This is a genomic window from Clostridium sp. NSJ-49 (assembly GCF_014287725.1).
Taxonomy (GTDB): Bacteria; Bacillota; Clostridia; order Clostridiales; family Clostridiaceae; genus Clostridium; species Clostridium disporicum_B.
This window is the reverse complement of sequence record NZ_JACOOP010000097.1, coordinates 1-3,163: the sequence shown is the minus strand read 5'-3', so window position 1 is coordinate 3,163 and position 3,163 is coordinate 1. Positions and strand designations below refer to the sequence as shown.

General features: G+C 26.9%; 3 protein-coding genes and 2 rRNA genes. All 5 read right to left on the bottom strand.

All coding sequences use genetic code 11. The features are described 5' to 3' along the window. Positions 1 to 95, bottom strand: a 16S ribosomal RNA gene (locus tag H8S10_RS17760); the annotation flags it as partial. Between the two features lie 363 nt (positions 96 to 458). After that, complete coding sequence (locus H8S10_RS17755; protein ID WP_186839736.1) at positions 459 to 1,094, bottom strand: ATP-binding cassette domain-containing protein; 636 nt, start codon at positions 1,092 to 1,094, stop codon at positions 459 to 461. A 1-nt stretch (position 1,095) separates the two neighbouring features. Further along, entirely contained in the window at positions 1,096 to 1,857 is a 762-nt protein-coding gene (locus tag H8S10_RS17750; RefSeq protein ID WP_055268514.1) for an ABC transporter permease subunit, read from the bottom strand. After that, the gene (locus tag H8S10_RS17745) at positions 1,823 to 2,788 is read right to left on the bottom strand and encodes an ABC transporter substrate-binding protein (RefSeq protein ID WP_186839735.1); all 966 of its coding nucleotides are present in this window, start codon (positions 2,786 to 2,788) and stop codon (positions 1,823 to 1,825) included. The genes H8S10_RS17750 and H8S10_RS17745 overlap by 35 nt, the downstream gene beginning before the upstream one ends. A 169-nt stretch (positions 2,789 to 2,957) precedes the next feature. Then, positions 2,958 to 3,074: ribosomal RNA gene (gene rrf / locus H8S10_RS17740) — 5S ribosomal RNA — on the bottom strand. Positions 3,075 to 3,163 lie beyond the last annotated feature (89 nt).

Genomic DNA, 3,163 nt, shown 5'->3' with positions numbered 1-3,163 from the left:
GCTAGCTTCACCCCTAAGGGATCAGCTCGCTCGACTTGCATGTGTTAGGCATGCCGCCAGCGTTCGTCCTGAGCCAGGATCAAACTCTCAATAAAAAGTTTAATCTGTTGCTCAAATTACTTTGAGTCTTTTTAAATAGACTCTCAAAAGAATTGCTGGATTTATTTTAACTATATTCTGTTCAATTTTCAAAGACCATATTTTGTTATCGCTTCAAGCGACTTCCTTATCTTATCACTCACTCAACTTTATGTCAACAACTTTTTTCAAAGTTTTTTTGACTTAGTTTCGTTAGCAACGAGACTTATCTTATCACCTATCAAAACAACTGTCAAACACTTTTTTATCTTGTGTTTTTATTGTTTCGCATCAGCGACGAGATTTATCTTAACACTTTATCGGCTTATATGTCAACAGTTTTTCCAAAAAAAATTGCAAATAAAAAAGCAGTATCTCTATTATCGAATAATACTGCTAAATATATTATCAACAATCGTTTTATTGCCTTTTTCTATTATTTCTACAGGACTTCCTTTTAATAAAAACACCCTGTCTGTTAATGATTTTATCTCATCTTTATCATGACTTACTAAAATAATAGTTATTTTTTTCTCTTTGTTTATTGTTCGTATTAAATCTATTACCTTATTTTTTATTTTCATATCTAAAGATCTAAAAGGTTCATCTAATAACAAAACATCAAAATCATATATTAACGCTCTTGCAATATTAACTTTTTGTTTCATTCCTCCACTTAACTCATTAGGATATAAAAATTTTGTTTCACTTATCTCTAAAACATTTAAAATATCTTCTATTCTATTATTTACTTCTTCTTTTCCACACTTACTTTTTATAACTAGCTTTAAATTGTCAAATATATTTTTCCAAGGTAGTAACCTATCTTCTTGGAATACATATGCAACCTTAATATTTTTTTTAATCAACTTCTCACAAATACAATTTAATAATGTTGTCTTGCCACATCCTGAAGCCCCTACTATACAATTAATTTTTTCATCTTCAAACTCTATTGTGAAATTATCATATATAACTTTATTATCATATTTGACATTTACATCTTTAATAAACATCTTATCTCCCTTTATGTATATATCTTTTATCTATAACCTTAAAAAGCAAATCAAATACATAAGATATTATTGTTATTATTATTATCCAAGAAATTATATGAGCTGTATTCAACTGCATCTTTTCTAATTGAATTATTGCCCCTATTCCATATTTAGGTTGAGAATACACTTCACCTGATATTACTACTTTAAATATTAAAGAAAAAGTTGAACTTAATACTTTAGCAAGTTCAATAATAACTATTGGCATAATAATATCTTTCATTTTATCTCTAGTAGGTATATCGTAAACATCACACATCTGTAATAAATTTTTATCTAGATTCATTATTGTATTTAATATAACATCATAAAATATTGGTAGTGAAATCATTATCCCTATAATAATAGGTGCATAATCTTTTGATGTCCATATCAATAATAAAACTATAAAGGCCATTGTTGGAACGGCCTTTATAATTGATAAAATAGGTAATATACAATTATATACTATTTTATTAAAATAACTTAATATAGCTAATATCAATCCTACACTAAGTGATATAAAAAAACTCTTTATTCCTCTAATTATACTATAGAAGATTATAGTTATAAAATTATATTGAGTTACTATTTCTATCATACTCTTTATTACATCCGTTACAGATGGAAACAGTAATCTATTGCCTATATATATTGATGTAACCTGCCATATTAAAAGTATTATTACAATTGAAAATATAATATACTTATTGTTTTTCAACGAATAATGGCTTGTACTCATTATTTTCTCCTTTGCTTTCTGTATCTATTGTACTAAAGTATACATTATATTCTTCCATACAATTGCTTATATCAGTAAATCTTAAATTACTATTCTTCATAGATTCATTTATAACATCTTTATTAACAGTTATCCCCAAATCTTCACATATAGTTGCTGTTTCTTGTGGATTATTAACTGCAAACTCTTCTGACTCTTTAAAACTATTGATTAATTCTTCATATACTCCACTATCTTTAATTTCATTAAAGAATTCTTCTTTTATCACTAAAGTTGATTGTGGATATCCTTCTTTGACATCATTAAATTTCGCCCACTCTTCATTTAAATTTAATATTATCTTTATATTGGGATTCTTACTCATAACTGTAGATAATACTGGCTCAGGAACTACTGCATATTCTGCTTTTCCTGTAGCAACTAATGGTGCTAATTCCGATGCGGCTCCTACATATGAAAAATTTACTTCTTCTTCTGATATATTATTATTCTTTAATATTTCTTTAAAAATTATATCAGGCGTTAGTCCTTTTCCTGTATTATATATTTCTTTACCTTTTAATTCACCTAAATCATTAATATTATTCTCAGATACTAAATAAAGTGATCCCCATCCAATTGTTCCAACTATTTTATAATCTAAACCTTTTTTATAAGCTTGAAGAGCTAAATTTGATGGAATTATCGCTAACTCAGCTTCACCTTTCATAAGTTCTGAAACTAACAAATCAGATGTTTTTTGAACATCATAATTTATAGTTATATGTTTTATAGTTTTATTATTTTCCATAGCCTTACTTATAGCTATACTAGGCAATCCATCTGGCGTAATTAATCTTATCTCTTTTTCTTCATAAGTTACTTTATTATTACTACAACCAACCATAAAAATTAATAACATACTTAATATACCTGTAATTATTTTTTTCATGATTCACCTCCAAAATTTATTTTATAAATATATTATACAATTAAGACAACAAATTTCCAATATTTACATTATATTTTATTGATACATACTCTAATATTTATCATTAATAATTAAAAATTATTTTTATACGACAAAAAAACACTTAAGATAAACTTAAGTGTTTCTACTAACCAGGCAACGTCCTACTCTCCCACACAGTCTCCCGTGCAGTACCATTGGCGCTGTAGAGCTTAACTTTCCTGTTCGGAATGGGAAGGAGTGTTTCCTCTACGCCATCATCACCTGATGCTATGATTCTCTAAATCTTCGATTTAGTTAGAATCTCATTTCAAAGAATTTTGTTCTCTGAAAATTGCACATGAATTTTATATTTTT

Excerpts from the sequence above, each read along its gene's own strand:
- H8S10_RS17750 (WP_055268514.1), bottom strand. The coding sequence starts at position 1,857 with ATGAGTACAAGCCATTATTCGTTGAAAAACAATAAGTATATTATATTT.
- H8S10_RS17745 (WP_186839735.1), bottom strand. The coding sequence starts at position 2,788 with ATGAAAAAAATAATTACAGGTATATTAAGTATGTTATTAATTTTTATG.
- H8S10_RS17755 (WP_186839736.1), bottom strand. The coding sequence starts at position 1,094 with ATGTTTATTAAAGATGTAAATGTCAAATATGATAATAAAGTTATATAT.